The sequence below is a fragment of the Peribacillus sp. YIM B13472 genome (assembly GCF_042788005.1).
In the GTDB taxonomy this organism is placed as follows: domain Bacteria; phylum Bacillota; class Bacilli; order Bacillales; family DSM-1321; genus Peribacillus; species Peribacillus simplex_E.
Genome location: NZ_JBHZPG010000005.1, coordinates 113,604 through 132,211, shown reverse-complemented (window position 1 = coordinate 132,211; position 18,608 = coordinate 113,604). Strand labels below are relative to the sequence as shown.

The window sequence follows — 18,608 nt, the reverse complement described above, 5'->3', positions numbered from 1 at the left end:
AATCGGCCCCTTTTTTCAATATAATCCCTATTTTAACCGAAAGATCGTGGATAAACACGTTTAACAAACCCCTATATATTCTTGGTGTGACTTCAGTCATTAAAAAATCCTATTATGTATATAAATAAACTGCACCTAATTAAGATAGGTGCAGTTTGATTTCTTAATGTAGAATCGTTTTTCTATCGACATCTTGGGCCCGTTCAATAATCTGTTCGTGGATGTCTTTTTGAATGTCATCGATGGCTGTAAAATCCATTGCTTTTACATAAATCTTTTCGAGTTCGTCATGCAGGTCTTTTGCCTTAGCCAGATTTGCTGTCGCTTCATTCATTTTCGTCCGGTACCTAGCGGAAACATCTTTTAACTGTTCGGCATATATTTCATCTGTTCCTGGCAGGATGGCCGTTTTATATATATCAATGATCTCATCCCCTCCACAACTCGGGAAATATTCATGCGGGGATGTGCTGTCAAATATGGCAATCCCAACCTCCCGGACGATTACCATGTCCAAGCTATGCGGATCGAAACCACAATGATATATTTCCACATCAAAGCCTCTTTGCTCCGCAGCCTTTGCAATCTTCTTCAGCATCGTTGATTTCCCTGAACCTGGACGTCCCTTTAAAAAGTACCGTTTTTGTATTCCCTCAGTAATATTGGGGATGAAATCAACTGCACCCGTTGGTGTAGCTGCACCTAAGAATCGGTGACGAACATCCGACTTCTTATTAAGGACGATATCTCTATAAAAGCCTTCTATCAATTTATTGGTCAACCCATTCAATTTTGCGAAATCAATATTTGCCTTATAAATGTCTTCCCATTCATCATGTATCTTCAATGCTTCAGCGAATAGGGCATATGCCTTCTCGAAACTCCTGCTTCTCGCATTCGTCAACTTTATGATGGCCGCTCTTTCAGAAGCCAGCTGCTGGGAATTCCAGGCAACTCCTAGATTGACATATTCCTCAATGGCCCCTGGTGCCTTCGGTTCAATCACATGAGGCGCGGTCCCATCCACGATCCCGATTTTCAAAGCCGGTATGATGATTCCATCAATGGAATCATTATCGGACGAACAATGTAAATACTCGATGTCATAGCCTTTATCCAGCCATTCTTGGCCGATTTTTTTCATAATGGTCGATTTACCGGAACCAGGTCCGCCTTTTAATATGAATAATCTTTCCAGCCCTTTTAAATTGGAATCATATAAACTATAAAAACCTTTAGCCGTATTGCCTCCAGCAAAATAATTCATCACTTTTCCTGTCACTTTCACACTCTCCCTCACAATACAGATGTAACTTCAAGACAGCGTATGAAGAAAAGACCCAATAGGTGAATACCTATTGGCAAACAGTTTATTTTATTAGGGCTACAGATTCAGCTTGTGTGACTTCCAGGAATTCTGACGGTTTTAATACGATCTGTGTACCGATTTTCCCTCCACTTACGATGATTTCAGGCAGGTTTGTTGCACTTTCATCGATAAAGGTCGGGTATTGCCTTTTCATGCCGATTGGGGAACAGCCTCCCCGAATGTACCCTGTGTATTTTTGCAGATCTTTAACCGCAAGCATTTCAATTTTTTTTGCACCTGCGGCCTTCGCTGCTTTTTTCAAGTCCAGTTCGGTTGCGACGGGGATGACAAATACGTAAAGCTGCTGCGGTCCGTTATGGGTAACAAGCGTTTTAAAAACGGTTTCCGGCGCTTTTCCAATCTTGTCCGCAACAGTGATCCCGTCGATTTTTCCATCGCGGGCATCATAACTCATCATGCCATACTCTATACGTTTGTTATCAAGAATTCGCATTGCATTCGTTTTAATGACTCCCATAAGAAAGTTCCCCTTATCGTTTTCTACCATCTTACCATTTTAAATACCGGGCAAAAAGAAAAGCACAGTGCTTATTCATCTGTGCTTTCCCTAAAAATTATTCTAAATGGCGTCTTTGGAAATCAGCGATCCTCTTGTAGTCGCCTTCCAATTGCCTGCTCACGGATAAATAAATCGACATTAATTCTTCATACACTTTAACGTTCTCTTTGATCGGGACAAGTTCATTCGTTTCACCAACCATATCCTCAACCTCATCAAGGCTTTCGATTTCGCCTAAAGCGTATAATCCAAGAACGGCGGCACCTAAGCTCGAACTCTCAAAGCTTTCAGGAATTGTCACGTTTTGATTGAATATATCAGCCATGATTTGGCGCCAGAGCTTCGAGCGGACAAATCCACCGCTTGCATGAATCTTCTCGGGAGCACCAGTCAACTCCTTTACAGCAATAAGGACACTGTACAAGTTATACATCACACCCTCCAGCACTGCCCGGACCATATGGTCACGAGTGTGATGAAGCGCCAGTCCAAAGAAGGAGCCCCTTGCATCGGCACTCCATAATGGTGCCCGTTCTCCTGCCATATATGGGTGGAATATCAACCCATCAGAACCAGGTGCAATATTAGAAGCCATATCCGTCAGAATCTCATAGGAGTCCTGTCCCGAAGCCTTCGCTTTTTCGATTTCCACACGGCCCAATTGATCGCGAGCCCATCTGAAGGTGATTCCCCCGTTGTTGACCGGTCCGCCGATTACCCAATGATTTTCAGTAAGGGCATAGCAGAATGTCCTGCCTTTGGGATCGGTAAGCGGCCGGTCACTGACGGTCCTTACCGCACCGCTCGTTCCGATTGTCACTGCCAGAACGCCTGGCTTGATTGCGTTTTGCCCTAAGTTGGCAAGCACTCCATCACTCGCGCCAATCACAAACGGGGTACCAGCATGAATGTTCATTTTTGCAGCTAATTCCTCACTTAATCCTGAGAGGATATGCGTTGTAGGGACAAGCGTCGGCAGCTTGTCAGCCCCAATTCCAGCAATGGTGAGTGCCTCTTCATCCCACTTCAGGTCATTCAAGTTGAACATGCCCGTTGCAGAAGCGAGCGAATAATCCATCACATACTCATTGAAAAATTTATAGATGATGTATTCTTTAATTCCTATAAATTTTTCCGTTTCGTTAAAAATCCCGGGATGCTCATTTCTTAACCACATTACTTTCGTGATTGGCGACATCGGGTGAATGGGTGTTCCCGTTCTGTGATACAATTGCATCCCCTGTTCCGAAGCCTTCAAACTCTCCGCATAGGCAACACTTCGATTATCTGCCCATGTAATGCTATTCGTCAGCGGGTTGCCGTCTTTACCAATTGCGATCAAGCTATGCATCGCCGAACTGAACGATATGAAGCCCAGTTCTTGCTTTTCTATTCCGCTTGCAATCATGACCTCGCCTATTGCAATGATGACCGCTTTATAAATTTCCTCGGGATCTTGTTCCGCAACGGAAGGAGTTGGACTGTGAAGAGGATATCCCCTCGAACAAGACTGGACAACCTCCCCCCCTTTTGAAAAAAGAACGACCTTCGTACTCGTCGTGCCAATATCGATTCCCATCATATAACCTGAATGTCCCATATTTACATCATGCTCCTTTCTCTTAAACAATTGAATTCAATAGTAAGATTAGGATAAGTGAAACGACTGATATAATCGTTTCCATAACCGTCCAAGACTTTAACGTTTGCGCGCCTGTTAAATTAAAAGGCTATTTGATCATCCAAAATCCTGGCTTCACCCCAATTCATTTTTAAATGCACCGCCGGCTCCAATAATTAAGATGATGGGTGCAGTCGGGGTGAGACAGACGGCCATGAATTGGCTTAGTTCTTCTTTATTAAAACCTCTAGCACAACCTAAAGTAAAGAATGATACCACCACAGAAACCATGAGGGCGATGATTGGTTTTCAAATGAAGGCAATTCAATCATTCAATAATGAATCTTCACTAAACACAGCACCGAAAGCTCTGATCAACATCAATAAGACCGGCATTAAAATCGCGATCAAGGTAATGCCTAAACCTGGGGGCTCGCGTTTATGTTTATTGGTGAATTGATCCGCTAGCCCCTCAGGTGCTTGTACATCCATTCTTTTAGTTATGCAGGAACCAAAAACAGGTCCAGCTAACATGGGAATTCCGATTTTCACCGACTCGGTCATCGCCTTTCCAAGCATGGTACCTAAACTGACAATGAGTGCTATCTAACCAAAATTATTACCTGCCCCTGTCTGAACAGCATCTGCAACATCAGGAATATCCATACGTGCGATGATCCCTAAAATGACGGAGGCGAGAAGTAACCCAATAAATGGGTGCCATTTTACTTTGGCCATGATAATGATCAAGAAAACTAAACATCTTATTCAATAATTCAGGCTAAATCAGGAAAGGAATACCAAAAGGTAAGATCTCAAAGAAAAAAGCATCGAACCAGTTCATTGTGAACTAAACTCGATACCTGATTCATTCATGAAATATCATTCACCAATAAAAAGAGGACCGGATCGGTGCTTGATTTCTTCCTCCAGTTGTTCAGGATAAGCAATGAGGAAGCAGGTGGACGGTCCTGATGATTTTGCAATTTCGACTTTATTACTTATATTCACAGAAACACCTTCACCACTTTGATCCAGATGCTCCCATTCATATGCTATCCCTTTTGAACCGACTGGAAATGCCTGAACACCTTCCATTTCACATAGGCTTTTATATAAAGATAACGGCGCGACCCAATCTTGCTGTTCCATTACTTCTTCTCCAACGAGCGGCCTGCCGATCAGAGCTATTTTCCGTAAAGGATGCTGCTTTTTAACGGATTCATTCGCTCGTTTACCAATCACCATAAGTCCAAGTGCTGATTGAAGAAGCGGCATGTTACTTTCAGTGCTGCCTGTAATGGGAAGATCCTCCATCCCCAATTCATTCAGCCCCTTCCTGACACCTCTGGTCAAGTCCTCCCAGGCTTGATCACCGCAGAAATTATTTAGAACGACGGATACTGGACTCCCGCCAACGCCCAAACATTCCATGACGGCAACCCGAAAGGAATAATATCCAACGACCTCATAAGGGACATGGACAAGATCTTTTTCCTTCAGGCCAATTCCGCCGCTATTATCACTTGATATAATCAATGAATCTGATTCGGAAAATGGTAAAATCAATGAATCACTCATTCTGCGAGTCCATCTTTAAAAATCATTTTTTTCAAGACAGGCTCCAAGCGTGGCAGTAATAGGGCCGCCAATACTACATTTACTGCCGTCGCTGCCGTCAATCCCGGAATCAATAACGTGTAAAAACCAGGGCTGATCAGAAATGCGAAAGGCAGGGCTAAAACGAAGGCATTACCGATAAAGAAGAGGAAAAATGCGCCTACTTTTTTTCCGTTCATATATAAAATGCTAAACATCCATGTCAGGACTGCCATTTCGACCATGATCAAAAAGTGGAATGGCCCAAGTGGCATGCCGCCGAATAACGCTGAAATGATATGACCAAGCCCAGCTACAATAGCCCCCGATACCGGGCCAAGTATGACAGCCGCCAAAAGGGCCGGAAAACTATCCAAGGCGATACTCCCGATCGGGGAAGGGATTTTAATCATTGCCCCTACCGCCGATAAGGCAATGAAAATAGCAATTGCACTAATTTTTCTTACATCCATGTTTACTCTTTTTCCTTTCTTTTCCCTCCACGGAATACATTTGCGCTGCGGATATACTCCACATCTTTCACACCAAGACGGAAGTTGATCACACGTGCAACAGCAAAGAAGTAATCCGACAAACGATTTAAATATTGAAGTGATAATGGTGAAACGGCCGCACCAGTCTTGATCAATGAAACGACCAATCGTTCCGCCCTTCTTGTAACGGTACGGGCGATGTGAATGGTTGCAGCCGCTTTTGAGCCGCCAGGCAGAATAAACTTTTCCAATTCCGGCGCTTCAATTATGAAGGCATCTATTCGTTCTTCCAAATAGGTAATGGCCTCCTCCGTCAGCTTTTGTGGAGCCTTTTCGGAAACGGTTGCCAAATCACCGCCGCAGTCAAACAACTCATGCTGGATTTTCTCTAGATCGGCCAGTACATCCGTAAATATCGCTGAATCCAATTCTGTCACCGCAAGACCGATATAGCTATTCACTTCATCCACCGTTCCATAAGATTCAACACGGATGTCATCCTTATCAAGCCGACCTCCGATTACGCTTGTTTGTCCCTTATCCCCTGTACGTGTATAGATTTTCATCCCAATTGCCTCCTCTACTTTATTCGCTGGTTAATTCCATACCAGATGATATCAACGCGACTCGATATGGATGCTACATCTTGAAAGACCCATCCACAGGCATCGCGCCATCTGCGATCTTTTGCTTCGATTGGGACAATGCCTTTGGAAATATCAGAACCGATCACAATGCAATTGTGTTCATCCTTTTCTTTCTCCCATATTCGCCAATCAGCCATGATTTCCTGCCATCTTTTTCGAATCGAATCTGAATCCATCTTTTCTGCATCTTGTTGAATCCATGCATCCAACCCTTGCAATACAACAGTCTTGCCTTGAAAATCAATCAATTCCGGATGTTCTTTTCGATAACCGGATAGACAAAGGACATCATTTTCCAAACCATACAATTGCTTTACCCATTTAGTTTTCCCATTATAGGCGCCTCCTGTAACAAAGTGCAGCGTTCTCCCCTCCTTAAGCTTTCCCGGTCTTCCCATATCAGCTCATATCCCCTTCCATGGGAAATTCCCCACTCAAAAAAATCCCTTTCCTTCGGTGCATAGCGGACCAATAAATCACGAATTACCCCTCCATGCGTCATTAGGGCAATTCGGTTCTCCTTACAGGCAATCAAATGGTTCCAGCCATTATTCACACGCTCGGAAAATGCCGGATAGCTTTCACCCCCAGGCACAAGGGCCTCCATGGGACGTTCCAGCCAATTAAGATAATCTCGATCATTCTTCAACTCATGATACGTCCGACCTTCCCAACTGCCGAAGTTCATTTCACGGAACGAAGGGTTTTTGACCGGAACTGCATGTGGAAACAGCATTCGTACAGTTTCCACACAGCGGGGCAAATCACTGCTGTGAATTTTTTCATACTTTGGGTAAGAGCCTCTTAATTCCAGTATTTCCTTTTCTCCTTTGACGCTTAATGGGGAATCCGTCCAGCCTAAATAGGCCTTTCGCTCATTTGCTTCTGTCAGCCCATGGCGAAGTAGTGTAATAGCCACAATATCAGCCATAACCAAAGCTCAACCCCTTCCACGGATGCCCCCAATACATCCCCCGTTATCCCACCGAACCAACTGACGATTTTACGTTTTATATAAACCAGGAAAAACACCGCAGCCAGACACATGATGAAAAATAAGGTGACAAGCTTAAAATCGATGATCCAGGCAATCACCAGACTTACAAGGAGGTACAGCCAATAAATGGGCAAACTGCTTTTCTTTACTGCACTTTGAAAAAAAGCACCGAGTCCCTCTTTTTTAGCCAGCGGCATCCGGATAAGTAAATAACCCATCGCGCATTTGCTTAAGAGTGGAAGGGCAATGATCAAGAGGTATGTCCATTCATTTACCCTTTCGACAATTTCATAGATAAATAGAAACCGGGCGGCCAATAGGACTATGACGGAGACGACACCGAATGCACCTGTCCTGGAATCCTTCATGATTTCCAATCGCCGCTCTTTATCCTGATAGGAAAAAAAAGCATCACTTGCATCGATCCAGCCATCGAGATGCAATCCTCCCGTTAATGCCATCGTCAAAAACCAAAGAAAAAAGGCAATCGCAAGCGATGACAATGGGGTCCATTCCACTAGCGCATACAAAACACCGCCCAATATCAAGCCTAGCAAAAGACCTACCAATGGAAAGGTTTGAATGGCACGGTGAATATATTTCTTCTCCATCGGAAGCTGCTTCTTTATTGGAAAAACCGTAAAGAACTGCAGATTAATTAAAAATCCGATCACTCCGCTCATTCCTGCATGCACCCTTTCTTTTGCAATGGAATTCCCGCTTCTACAAGATAGGCTTCATCGGCCTGCCCGACGATCGTTTGATGAAGCTGGCCAAGGGTTTTTCCATATATATGAAGGAATTCATCCTGGAAAATCGGTTCCTGCACCAATTCATTGCTCACGACTATTAAACAGCTGGATTGTTTTCTTATCTCATTGATTCCGGTTATTATTTTTGAAAAAACGCTATCTAAAAATTCTTCTTCAAGCGGAATACCAGGGCCAAATAGTTCGTTATCAAGCAGGGTTGTCAGACAATCGAGCAGAATGATGGAATCCTGATCAATGTCCTCCCCTATTCTTGTAATATCCGTTGCGTATTCGGAAGTTTTCCAAGCAATTGGGCTGCTTTCTCTATCTCTCCGGTGCCTAAGGATGCGTTCACCCATCTCCACATCACTGATACGGCCACAGGCGAGGTAATGCAAGTTCCCATCCGTTTGGAGTGCATACTCCAGGGCCTTGCTTTCTGCGAAGCTGCTTTTTCCGGAACGGACACCCCCGGTTATAAAACAGAGCCTTGCTTTCTCCACTGTCTTACCCCCTCCATCAGTACTTCGTTATCATGTTCACTCTTCACTGCAAACCGAAGCCACCTTCCATCCAAACCGGGAAAATTATAGGTATGGCGCGGTACGATTCCTTTTTTCAGCAAAAAGGGGAAAAGGGATAAGGATTCATCTTTCACCAAATAAAAATTGACTGTGCTATCGGAGACATGCAACCCTTGCTCCTCATAAAACCGGAATAGTTTTTGCTTTTGCAATGCAATATAGTCTCTTGTCTTTCTCATATAGGCTTCTTCTGCAAGACAGATTTTCCCTACTTCAAGTGCCACATGGTTGACGCTCCAATGCGGTTTATAATTTCTTACCCGTTTTATGATGTCAGGTGCCGCAAGCAAATAGCCCAGTCTCAAACCCGGAATTGCAAAGATTTTAGTCATTGATCTTAGAATGAGTAAATGTGGAAATACATTGATTAAAGAGGCATAACTAAAGGCATCCTCCGTAAAATCATAAAAAGCCTCATCCAGGACAACCAGGCAATCCGCTTTTTGGCATTCAATGATCAATTCCCTAACTGTATCCCGCTTAAATGAAACACCTGTCGGATTATTAGGCGTACATAAGAAAATTGCATCATATTCGGGTAATCGGGGAATCAAGCGATCCAAGTCCAATTGCCACTCAGGAGCATCAAGCTGGTGATAATCGACCTTACTTCCGGCTGCCAAACAAGCTTCTGCATATTCCGCAAATGCCGGCTGAATGATCAGCACCCTTTGATTGGCTAGTCCGTTCGCCACCAACATGATTATTTCAGCACCACCGTTCCCCACCAAAACGGATTGCTCAGGAAGAGCTTCTTTTTTTGCAATTGATTTTGTCAGTTCAATGGCATGCGGATCTGGGTATTGAAGGATTCCTTCGAAAAACCCAGACCACTGTTCCTTTATGCGTAAAGGCGGACCCAATGGGTTGATGTTAGCACTGAAGTCGAGTACCGATTCTGGCATTTCGATTTCCAGCGCTTCGTAAAGATAATGAGGATTAGAGCCATGAGAAGGTAATGTCAAGAATAAGTCCCCCTAGCCATAGCATCAGTAGAAATAGAAAAGATGACCGATGCATGATGGTAATCGTTTTTGGTATATGTTTTGCTTCCAATCGAACAAGCGGAACTCCCATCCTCGCACGGTCGGAAACAATTCCTTTGTACATATTCCGGCCTCCAAGCTGTATTCCCAAAATGGCAGCAACGCCTGCTTCACACCACCCGCTATTCGGGCTTGGATGTTTTTTTGCGTCTTTGAATAATATCTTCCATCTGGCACCAAATCCATGATGGCCGGATTTCGAGCTCAGCAACATCAGGAATCCGGTGAGGCGGCTGGGAATCCAGTTGACGATATCATCGAGCTTGGCTGAAGCCCAGCCGAATTGCCCATATTTATCATTTTTGTACCCTACCATGGAATCGCAGGTATTAATCGCCCTGTACATCATCGCGAGCGGCGCACCGCCAAATGCTGCCCAAAACATCGGTGCTGTAATCCCATCACTAGTATTTTCCGCTACGGTTTCCACGGTGCCCCTGACTATTTCGGATTCATCGAGATCAGCAGTATCACGGCCCACGATATAGGACAGCTTAAGCCTCGCTTCAGGAAAATCCCGTTCATTAAGAGGAAGGCAAACATCCATCCCAGCTTGCTTCAAGCCCTTCTGAGCTATCGTAGTGGAAATGACAACAGCTTCCCAAAGGATACCTGCAAGCGGATGGATCCGATAAGCCAAATAGACGGTAAGACCAGTAATCAATAACACCACCGATAAGACGATGATCAACATGAAGAGTCCATTCCGTTTCTTATATGCCCCTCTATTGAATGCCAGATCCAACTTGCTTATCATCGTTCCTATCCATTTGACTGGATGCGGCCAATTTGGCGGATCACCAATTAATAGATCAAGGAAAAACGCCAGCGTTACTGCAAAAAGATGATAATAAATCATAAATCCTCAATCCGTTTCCGGGTATTCTTTAATGCTTCCACTGTACAATCATATACACCGCGACTGATCAGCTTCCCTAACGGAGTGATGGTGCCTGCATATTGAAGCTTTGCCCCTCTTTGAGTTGCCGCAATCAAAATGCTGTCTGTCGATGTTCCTGTTGCATATGTATTTGTCACCTTGTCCATGACATGCAAATCATGAAGGGCTTTTACTTTTGCCTCGGTTGCAGTAACTATGCTGTGGATGAAAGCCTCTTCTGCCAAATGCCCATTTACGAATATCCAAGTATTTATGGTTCCTGGAGCGGGATTCCAAGAATGCCGGTCAGCTAAAGAAGCGTCGATGGCATTCCCTACACCAGCCGTCACGATAACAAAAACCGAGAAATCTTCAGCTCTTAATAGCTTGAAAGCAACCGTATCGAGAAAGACAGCTGTCATCATCCCTACCGTTTCCCGAGGTTCAAAGCCATGAGTCTTTAAATAGTCGGCCATTTCGAAATGATGATCCTCGCAATCATAGCCATGATGGACGTGCCTATTCACAAAATATTTATGCCAGCCCGTCCCTGAACCAGTCACTCCAGAAGACATCGTTCTAAGCGGGATCGGAGAATCCAATTGAATCATCTCAGGACCGACCGTCAAATAAGAACCATCAATTTCCAATGGGATAGTATCATGGCCATGTATTTCCGGAACGATGAACATCTGCGGTTTCGGAAGGGCGGGATGTGGATGTTTTTCGATCGTCGTATGATATACATCCTGAATCCGTTCCTGTTGGAGCACTTCGTTCGGCACATCAACAACCTGAATCTGCCCTTTCTCAAGCAACATAAGCCGATCACAATATAATCCTGCCAAATTCAAATCATGAAAAATTGAAATAACGGTCAACTTCTGCTCTTTTGCCATTTTCCTCATTAGATCAAGAAGATCTTTTTGATAGGAAAGATCCAAGTGGTTCGTAGGTTCATCCAAAAAAAGGATTTCCGGCTCTTGGGCAAGTGCCTGTGCCAGCAAGACCCTTTGTCTCTCCCCTCCTGATAAACGTTCAAAATGAAGATCCTGAAAATCTGCTACTCCCGTTTGTTCCATAACTCGTTGGACAATCGATTCATCTTCCGCGGACCAACTATGGAACCAACCTGATTGATGGGCATATCGCCCAAGTGAGACCGTCTCTTTTACTGTATAGGAGAAAGCTAATGAGGAATGTTGAGGGAGCACAGCAATGACCTGTGCAAGTTGTTTTGACGAATAATCCTTCAAATCCCTGCCTCTTATCCGTACGCTTCCTCCTTTATAATCGAGCACCCCGCTAAGCATGCTTAAAAGCGTCGTTTTTCCGCTGCCATTTGGACCAAGAATCCCGAATAATTCCCCTTTATGTACATCAAAAGAGACAGAGTCCAAAACAGCTTTGTTATGATATCCACCTGTTAACCCTCTTACTTCAAGCATCCGTTTTTACCCTTCTCTCCGTCTCTTTAATAAAATCAGCGCAAATGCAGGTGCCCCGATAAGTGAGGTGATCACCCCGATCGGCAGTTCCGATGGGGCAATGATCGTTCGTGCCACAAAATCCGCCAATATTAAGAATCCGCTTCCTATCAACAATGACAACGGAAGTAAATGTTTATGGTCAGGCCCCCAAATCTTTCGGACAAAATGAGGAATGACCAATCCTACAAAGCCAATTGCCCCCGAAACGGCAACGGCTGCCCCTGTCAATGTCGAACCGGCTATCAAGATCCACATTTTCCGCCGTTTAACATTCACACCTAAGTGTTTTGCCCGGTCCTCCCCGAAAGTCATCGCATTCAATTCACTTGTATTCATGATCAAGATCAATGAACCAATGATAAAAAACGGCAAAATGATTGCAATGTAATTCCATCCGCGCATTGAAACGCTACCCATCAGCCAGCCGATAATTTGTCTTAATTCATCACCCGTCAGCGCAATCATCAATGAAATGAAGGCACTTAAAAACGAGCTGAAAATGATTCCCGTTAAAATAATCGTTTCCACTTTCATCGAACGATCCATTTTTTTTGCAAAAGTCAGTACGCAAAGCATCGTGAGCACTGAGCATAAGATGCTCAATGCCGGAAGAGTATATAAACCGATGAATGGCAGTGAAATATTCAAGAATATTGTCAATACGGCGCCGACCGATGCTCCTGATGAAATACCCAATGTGTAAGGATCAGCGAGCGGGTTCCGGAGCAGTCCCTGAAAAGCCGCACCTGCAATCGCAAGTGATGCCCCGACCAAACCCGCAAGCAATACACGCGGCAAGCGGATGTTCATCACGATATTCGTAAGCATCACATCCGGATCAGCAGAAATCGGCAAATGGAAAATCTCCTTGCCGATTATTTGTATAAGTACGGGAATGGGTACTGGCACCGAACCAAAGGAAATGCCTATCGTCATTGCGAATAACAAAATTAACAACGCAATCAAATAAGCAAACGTCCATTTAGTTGTCAAATTGGTTCGGATAGACTGATTTGGCAAGTTCCTCTACTCCCTCTATTAAACGTGGACCGGAACGGGTCACCAAGTCAGAATGGACATCAAAGACTTGGCCATTCTTAATAGCATTTACGTCTTGCCATCCTTTTCGGCCCGTCACTTCACTTACTGAATCTTTCGTATAGTAACCATACGTTGTAATGATGACATCCGGATTTGCAGCAATCATCGACTCTTCATCAATTTTTGCCCATCCGTCCAATTCAGCAGCAGCATTATCCGCTGAAATAATATTAAGCATCTCATTCATGAAAGTATTTTTTCCAGGTGTGTATATATCCGGTGAAGGCGAAACTTCCACTAAAACGGTCTTCCTATCCTCTTCCTTTACGGATTTGGCCTTTTCCTGGATATCCTTGAGCTTCGTTTTCATATCCGTAACGATTTCTTTTGCCTTATCATGTTCTCCCGTTGCCTGTCCAATCATTTCAATAGACTTATAGACTTGGTCAAAGCTTTGTGCATCATTGACTACGAGGACATCTATTCCAGCATCCTTAAGTTGTTGTAAACCCTCATTTGAATTATGGGCACTTGATGCATGCGCAAGAACAAGATCAGGCTTCATGGAGACAATCAGCTCTGTGTTCATTTCCATTCCGCCAACTTTTTCAATTTCCTTCGTTTCTTCCGGGTAATTATCATTGTCGGATACACCAACGACCTTTTTGCCCAAACCAAGTGCAAAGACCACTTCCGTATTACTTGGTATCAACGAAACGATTTTCTTCGGTTTTTGTTCTATCGTTACTTTTTCCCCAGTTGCATCTTTAATCGTAATCGGGAAAGCTTCGTGTTGAGCATGATTCGTTTGCTGCTTTTCTTTTCCTTCATCAGTAGCATCACTGCAGCCAACCATCATGCCTGCAGTAAGCAACATCAACAATATCAGACCAAAAATCTTCTTCATTTTCATTCCCCACAATCTTTTCATTTAATTTCTTCCCACCTAAATAAAGAAAACGCATTGTTGGAAGATGCCCCCAAAACAAAAAGCACCTCCCGTTAAACGGAAGGTGCTTGCATGGCAACAATATCATTACGGACTCTTTCTTAGGGTCTGCCACACACCTTCCCATCCGCGTAGGTTACAGGTGTACGAATTCGGCAGGTCTCCTGGCTCATGGTCATCGTCAACGGCACCTTCCCATATCTCATACAGTGGTACACAGCCGTCAACTCCCATATACAGTGGCGGGACCGCGCTGGCATTTCACCAACTTCCCTTTTAAGTCATTAAGACACCAAATCGTTCTTATGCATATAATTTTCACTGCCTTCATTATACACCATGTTAGAATCGATTATTATATGATTTTTCTGAACAAGTTCGAAATGACCCGTCCACCTTCAATGATTTGAAGAATTTTCAATCAGTGACGCAAACCCATCGACTGATAACCCGGGTGAAATCCGAACTCGATGCAGGGCATGCATCCCTTGGTCCCTTGAAGCTCCCCCAGGTTCGGTAGTGACTGCCATCTTGTATCCAGCTTCTTCTGACAGCCTTAGACTCTCTTCATTATACCGGCCAACCGGATAGGAAAGCACTGTCGTGTCCTGATCGAGGATACGGTCGAATAGCTCCTTCGACTGAACCATTTCCGCTTCTTGCTGCTCTGCCGTCATGCGGTTCAGCTCCAAATGGTTGATGGTATGGCTTTCGATCGAAATCCCATTCCTGCTCATCTCCAACATTTGATCTTCAGTCAGGTGATGACCTTTATCAATGGACTTACCGATCATGAAGACAGTTGCTTTCATATCATTTTCCTTTAATATCGGGAAAGCCTCCGTGTAGTTATCTGTGTAACCATCATCAAAAGTAAGCCAGACGCACTTCTCACTTGGCATCCGATTCTCGGTTAAAACGAGGTATGCTTCTTCAGGGGATAATGTATAGTAACCATTTTCCCGAAGCCAAGCCATCTGTGATCGGAATTCCTCACTTGGAACCCGAAGGCCATTACCTTCAGAAATGCTGTGATACATCAAGATTGGAAGCTGGACTGCGGACTCGGCCGTTATCCAGTCTCCCGTATCGATTTGACCTTCCAAATCCTGACCGGTCTCATTCTCAGCCGCCTCGGCCACCTCAATGTCATCTTCCGCAATCGGTGCTGCCGTCTTTATGCCTATACCCTCTAAAATCCGTTGTGAACATCCAGGTAAAATCAAAATCCCCAGCAATGCCACCATCCATAAAACTCTATATCTTTTCACTATCATTCCCCTAATTTTTTCTAGTGTAATAGTACCAGAAAACTAGCGGATAATAAAGTATTCCATTTAATGAAATGATAGGAAAACGCGAGAGCTTAGTGACCTGCTGAGCATTTATGAAGATTTTTTTCATAAGTATGTGCTATAAGCTTGAAAAGTTTGCCTATAAGAAATATAATAAATAAGTCGTCGACTTATATATATGTCCCAGTAGCTCAGCAGGATAGAGCGACAGCCTCCTAAGCTGTAGGTCGTAGGTTCGATTCCTATCTGGGACGCTAATTAAAAAACCCTGTTACAACGCGCTTCTTCCGCGGAGTAACAGGGTTTTTTCTGTTGGTATAAGAGCAAGTGATTTATGGGATGGAAAAAATGCAGGACTCAAAGCTAAATTAGACAAAGTGACCACAACTTCATCAAGCTTAATAGATATAAAAAAATCCGAGCCCTGTAAAACACAGAACTCAGATTCTTTATATCAAGATAACCAATATTATACTTCAAACAAATTACCCTTTAGTTATACTTATTTTCTATCTAGGCCTATCTCGTTGATTTTTTCTTCAAAAACAGGTCCGAAACTTTCAGAATAAGTATTCGTTAAATGTCTATTATCACGGTAAATGATAACATTACCAATAATAGGCTGAAATTTACCGTTTACCTTGAAGTAATCTGTTAAGTCAATTTTATGCAAGGATTGATTCTCTTTTTCAAATTGTCTCCAAAAGCTTTCGTCTTTCTGATTATCTACTGAATTCATTTTTTTTGTAGTTTCTTCTAGTCCATGTGTTTCTAATGATTCCAGCACATTAAAACTATATCTTGGATCATCACGAATCGCTAACACTTCAATACCATATTCATCTTTAACATACTGCAGCTGATCAACCATTTGTTGTTGTATTTTATTATTAGGCGTATCAGAAGCTGTGGCGTGAGAAATGACAAGATCTACATCTGAATCCTTTAGATAATCGAGAACATTATTGACCCAGATACCTTTCAAATCATCATCCGCATACCCTGTTGAAAAACGTGTACCTGAACGAGTCATATTCAATACACGATAATTGTCATCTTTTGTTGCTTCTAAAATGGCACCTAACCAATGCTCTGAATGGGAACTGCCGATCAGGGCAATTGTAGCATCGTAATTTTCAGTTTCGCCATATTCCCCAATTTTCAGGTCACTTTCCTTTAACCCTTGGTTACTGCCGTCCAAATGCGCTTTCGGTAAATCATCAAAGACTTCAGAATAGGATGGAATCGGTTCTTGATCAGGTATATCATCAGGTTTTTTTACAGCTAACGCTCCTGGATAATTTTTATCGTTTATATTATTTTCCAGCTTATTTTGATCTATATATACCCCAATTAAAAGAGATGCAATCAAGAGTACATTCACACTGCCCATTATCCCGATTCTCTTGAATGAGAATTTATTATCCTTTGAGCTTCGGATTGGCTCTTCTATATATCGAGTCATTAAAAATGAAAGGGCAATTGATGAAATGATAATAAGAGTTCCGACGATGAATCCTGGAGTTTCCTGGACATTATAACGATAGAACTCCAATAATACCCAATGCCACAAATAGATTCCAAAAGCAATTCCACCTAGCTTCACCATTACCGGGGAACCTAAAAAGCGTTTGACACCATATTTCGTATCGCGTGTACCAGACAAAACAATGAATAATGCGCAGGTCATTGGCCATAAGGCAATATACCCTGGAAACATTTCAGATACATTGAATACTATTCCAGTTAAAATTAAACCGATTAATCCGAGCCAACCTATCACTGTAGCAATATATTTATTTACCTTGATTGCTGATAAATTGATACAGAGCAAACTGCCTAAAGCAAATTCCCACACACGTGTCATCGTAATGAAATAAGCCCATGGCTGATTGACAGAGGTTAAATATATTGAGTATATAAAAGAAGATACAAATAATATTCCTAAAATAGTATTGATTAATGTTTTAACTTTAGTTAATTTATATTTTTTTATTATCAATAAAATTAAAGTGAATACCAAAAACCAGATTATATAAAATTGTCCTTGTATGGACAAAGCCCAAAAGTGTTCAACAGGCGTTTTCATTTGGCTGGAATCTAAATAATCCGTGCTCGAGAAAGCCAATTGCCAGTTTTGGTAGAAAAACATTGAGGCAAATACTTCATGTATAGTTTTATCTAAAATTGATTTAGGTAATAAAAACCAACTTAAAACCAGAACAATTGCAAGAATAAAAAATACAGAAGGAAGTAATCTTTTCATTAACTTTGTGACATATGGCCGAAAACGATATTCCCCTGTACGATTAATTGTGGAAACAATTGAAGTGGTAATCAGAAAACCTGAAATTACAAAGAAAACATCAACTCCACCAGAAACACGATTTAACCATATATGATATACCGCTACCAGCAGTGCGGCAACAACACGTAACCCTTCGATCTCGGGTCTGAATTTACTCTCAATATTAATTAATGGTTGATTCATTTGATTCTATCTCCTACTTTTCGTCATGCATACAATTTAAAATTATATCACTTTACAATAATGATTTGTCAATATAGTAAAAATGGTTCTTTAATTTTCACGAGTACGGATTTTTTTCCAACTTATCAACCAGGCCCCCCTTACAGATAATGTACGTTGCCTGGGTACGAAGCCCACTCACTTTTACATTCTTTGAAGTAGAATGTTACTTTATAAGTCAGTCCACCAGGGGGCAACGAAAACGTGGGTATGCTCCAACTGACCAAGTTTGTTAAACTGTCAAATTTAAGAACACCCCCGCAAAAAAAACGAACAATACAATTCAAACTGTTTGATAGTAAAAGGAAGTTTGTTTTACATGGATTTCTGGATAAAATCATGCTTTTTTTTAAAATATATGTTTTAACCTGTCCCATCCGGGTATAAAAATACTGTAAGACATTCTCACCAAAGGAGATGATGTGCATGATGAGTACAATCAGAAGCCAATGGAACAAAGAGAATGACGCAGCGGTGTTTAGTCCCGGTGATCAGCGTTAGAGTCAATTGAAGCGTTAGATGATAATCGATTATGGGAATTACTAGTCTTCTCATCCAAAGGAGGAGGATACGATCATGAGTATTTACAGCCTATGGAATCCAGAGAATGATGAAGCAATTTTCAGTCCGGGTGATCAGAAGCCATTCAGTACACTCACACGAGTAGATTCGGATAAACACACACACACTGACAAAACACTTGAATATGAATTACATGGCACCGTACTGAATGAAATTTAACAGAAGCAGATATATGGAAAGGGATGGAGCACTCGCTCCATCCCTTTCTGCCG

At 42.6% G+C, this 18,608-nt stretch carries 20 protein-coding genes, 1 tRNA gene, 1 pseudogene and 1 riboswitch; of the genes and pseudogenes, 2 read left to right on the top strand and 20 right to left on the bottom strand.

Annotation, left to right across the window (positions count from 1 at the left end; translation table 11 throughout):
- Positions 1-163: 163 nt before the first annotated feature.
- The 19 genes and pseudogenes from ACFX4I_RS06030 to ACFX4I_RS05940 all read right to left on the bottom strand — a co-directional run bounded on the left by ACFX4I_RS06030 (position 164) and on the right by ACFX4I_RS05940 (position 15,260).
- Complete coding sequence (locus ACFX4I_RS06030) at positions 164-1,282, bottom strand: PRK06851 family protein (RefSeq protein WP_283932414.1); 1,119 nt, start codon at positions 1,280-1,282, stop codon at positions 164-166.
- Between the two features lie 88 nt (positions 1,283-1,370).
- Positions 1,371-1,847, bottom strand: a complete 477-nt coding sequence (gene ybaK, locus ACFX4I_RS06025) for a Cys-tRNA(Pro) deacylase (protein WP_230300281.1) — start codon at positions 1,845-1,847, stop codon at positions 1,371-1,373.
- A 97-nt stretch (positions 1,848-1,944) separates the two neighbouring features.
- Positions 1,945-3,489 (bottom strand): gluconokinase, encoded by a 1,545-nt coding sequence (gene gntK, locus ACFX4I_RS06020; protein ID WP_377419658.1) that lies wholly within the window; start codon positions 3,487-3,489, stop codon positions 1,945-1,947.
- Positions 3,490-3,511: 22 nt separating this feature from the next.
- Positions 3,512-3,574, bottom strand: coding sequence for a hypothetical protein (locus ACFX4I_RS06015; protein ID WP_241663316.1), 63 nt, complete (start codon positions 3,572-3,574; stop codon positions 3,512-3,514).
- 71 nt (positions 3,575-3,645) lie between these two features.
- Positions 3,646-4,002 (bottom strand): annotated as a pseudogene (locus tag ACFX4I_RS06010) (GntT/GntP/DsdX family permease).
- A 114-nt stretch (positions 4,003-4,116) separates the two neighbouring features.
- The gene (locus ACFX4I_RS06005; RefSeq protein ID WP_309519614.1) at positions 4,117-4,260 is read right to left on the bottom strand and encodes a GntT/GntP/DsdX family permease; all 144 of its coding nucleotides are present in this window, start codon (positions 4,258-4,260) and stop codon (positions 4,117-4,119) included.
- A 132-nt stretch (positions 4,261-4,392) separates the two neighbouring features.
- A complete protein-coding gene (locus ACFX4I_RS06000) occupies positions 4,393-5,091 on the bottom strand; it encodes an ATP-binding protein (protein ID WP_377419656.1) in 699 nt (232 codons plus the stop codon).
- Positions 5,088-5,582, bottom strand: a complete 495-nt coding sequence (locus tag ACFX4I_RS05995) for an ECF transporter S component (protein ID WP_377419654.1) — start codon at positions 5,580-5,582, stop codon at positions 5,088-5,090. Before ACFX4I_RS05995 ends, ACFX4I_RS06000 begins: the two co-directional genes overlap by 4 nt.
- Positions 5,583-5,584: 2 nt before the next feature.
- Positions 5,585-6,169 (bottom strand): cob(I)yrinic acid a,c-diamide adenosyltransferase, encoded by a 585-nt coding sequence (locus ACFX4I_RS05990; protein ID WP_377419652.1) that lies wholly within the window; start codon positions 6,167-6,169, stop codon positions 5,585-5,587.
- 14 nt (positions 6,170-6,183) lie between these two features.
- Positions 6,184-6,558 (bottom strand): bifunctional adenosylcobinamide kinase/adenosylcobinamide-phosphate guanylyltransferase, encoded by a 375-nt coding sequence (locus ACFX4I_RS05985; protein WP_377419650.1) that lies wholly within the window; start codon positions 6,556-6,558, stop codon positions 6,184-6,186.
- 5 nt (positions 6,559-6,563) lie between these two features.
- Entirely contained in the window at positions 6,564-7,181 is a 618-nt protein-coding gene (locus tag ACFX4I_RS05980) for a histidine phosphatase family protein (RefSeq protein WP_377419648.1), read from the bottom strand.
- Positions 7,139-7,930, bottom strand: a complete 792-nt coding sequence (gene cobS, locus ACFX4I_RS05975; RefSeq protein WP_377419646.1) for an adenosylcobinamide-GDP ribazoletransferase — start codon at positions 7,928-7,930, stop codon at positions 7,139-7,141. Before cobS ends, ACFX4I_RS05980 begins: the two co-directional genes overlap by 43 nt.
- On the bottom strand, positions 7,927-8,502 hold the full coding sequence (locus ACFX4I_RS05970; RefSeq protein ID WP_377419644.1) for a bifunctional adenosylcobinamide kinase/adenosylcobinamide-phosphate guanylyltransferase: 576 nt from the start codon (positions 8,500-8,502) through the stop codon (positions 7,927-7,929). Before ACFX4I_RS05970 ends, cobS begins: the two co-directional genes overlap by 4 nt.
- Entirely contained in the window at positions 8,475-9,548 is a 1,074-nt protein-coding gene (cobD, locus tag ACFX4I_RS05965; RefSeq protein ID WP_377419642.1) for a threonine-phosphate decarboxylase CobD, read from the bottom strand. Before cobD ends, ACFX4I_RS05970 begins: the two co-directional genes overlap by 28 nt.
- Positions 9,523-10,488, bottom strand: coding sequence for an adenosylcobinamide-phosphate synthase CbiB (gene cbiB, locus ACFX4I_RS05960; RefSeq protein WP_377419640.1), 966 nt, complete (start codon positions 10,486-10,488; stop codon positions 9,523-9,525). Before cbiB ends, cobD begins: the two co-directional genes overlap by 26 nt.
- The gene (locus ACFX4I_RS05955) at positions 10,485-11,957 is read right to left on the bottom strand and encodes a heme ABC transporter ATP-binding protein (RefSeq protein WP_377419638.1); all 1,473 of its coding nucleotides are present in this window, start codon (positions 11,955-11,957) and stop codon (positions 10,485-10,487) included. Before ACFX4I_RS05955 ends, cbiB begins: the two co-directional genes overlap by 4 nt.
- A gap of 6 nt (positions 11,958-11,963) precedes the next feature.
- Entirely contained in the window at positions 11,964-13,019 is a 1,056-nt protein-coding gene (locus ACFX4I_RS05950) for a FecCD family ABC transporter permease (RefSeq protein WP_377419636.1), read from the bottom strand.
- Positions 12,982-13,947 (bottom strand): ABC transporter substrate-binding protein, encoded by a 966-nt coding sequence (locus tag ACFX4I_RS05945; protein ID WP_309519795.1) that lies wholly within the window; start codon positions 13,945-13,947, stop codon positions 12,982-12,984. Before ACFX4I_RS05945 ends, ACFX4I_RS05950 begins: the two co-directional genes overlap by 38 nt.
- 179 nt (positions 13,948-14,126) lie before the next feature.
- Positions 14,127-14,300: riboswitch (cobalamin riboswitch) on the bottom strand.
- Between the two features lie 87 nt (positions 14,301-14,387).
- On the bottom strand, positions 14,388-15,260 hold the full coding sequence (locus ACFX4I_RS05940; RefSeq protein WP_377419634.1) for a polysaccharide deacetylase family protein: 873 nt from the start codon (positions 15,258-15,260) through the stop codon (positions 14,388-14,390).
- 204 nt (positions 15,261-15,464) lie between these two features.
- On the opposite strand from ACFX4I_RS05940, the gene ACFX4I_RS05935 reads away from it, so the two are divergent.
- Positions 15,465-15,538: transfer RNA gene (locus ACFX4I_RS05935), tRNA-Arg, on the top strand.
- 248 nt (positions 15,539-15,786) lie between these two features.
- Here ACFX4I_RS05935 and ACFX4I_RS05930 read toward each other — a convergent pair.
- Positions 15,787-17,775: an acyltransferase family protein gene (locus tag ACFX4I_RS05930; protein ID WP_377419632.1), complete on the bottom strand. Its 1,989-nt coding sequence runs from the start codon at positions 17,773-17,775 to the stop codon at positions 15,787-15,789.
- A gap of 615 nt (positions 17,776-18,390) precedes the next feature.
- Here ACFX4I_RS05930 and ACFX4I_RS05925 point away from each other — a divergent pair.
- The gene (locus tag ACFX4I_RS05925; protein WP_179891000.1) at positions 18,391-18,555 is read left to right on the top strand and encodes a hypothetical protein; all 165 of its coding nucleotides are present in this window, start codon (positions 18,391-18,393) and stop codon (positions 18,553-18,555) included.
- Positions 18,556-18,608 lie beyond the last annotated feature (53 nt).